General features: G+C 50.6%; 1 protein-coding gene. It reads left to right on the forward strand.

What is annotated here, in order from left to right; all coding sequences use genetic code 11:
- Positions 1-352 (forward strand): VCBS domain-containing protein (locus AB4512_RS23815; RefSeq protein WP_372175975.1); only part of this gene is annotated, 352 nt, incomplete at both ends.

Consider the following 352-nt stretch of genomic DNA (forward strand, 5'->3'; position numbering starts at 1 on the left):
CATTAATATAGCGAGTGTCGCTGACCCTGCAACATTCAGTGGAGACTCCACAGGAGTGGCAAAAGAAGACATAACACTTCAAGCTTCAGGTACGTTGACGGCGAGTGACCCTGATGGAACCGCAGGGTTTACCGCGGTACAGGGCGGAGCTGGAATAGCCGGAAGCAAAGGCTATGGGCACGCTCATATCGATGTAAATGGTCACTGGACTTACGACCTTGACAACAACCATCCTATAGTTCAACAGCTTGGCGAAGGTCAGACAGACACTGAAACCATCACGGTTCAATCTGCAGATGGCACGCACCATGATATCGTGGTTACCATTACCGGAACCAATGACGCACCGATT

It is taken from the genome of Vibrio sp. 10N.222.52.B7, from assembly GCF_041474275.1.
GTDB lineage: Bacteria > Pseudomonadota > Gammaproteobacteria > Enterobacterales > Vibrionaceae > Vibrio > Vibrio crassostreae_C.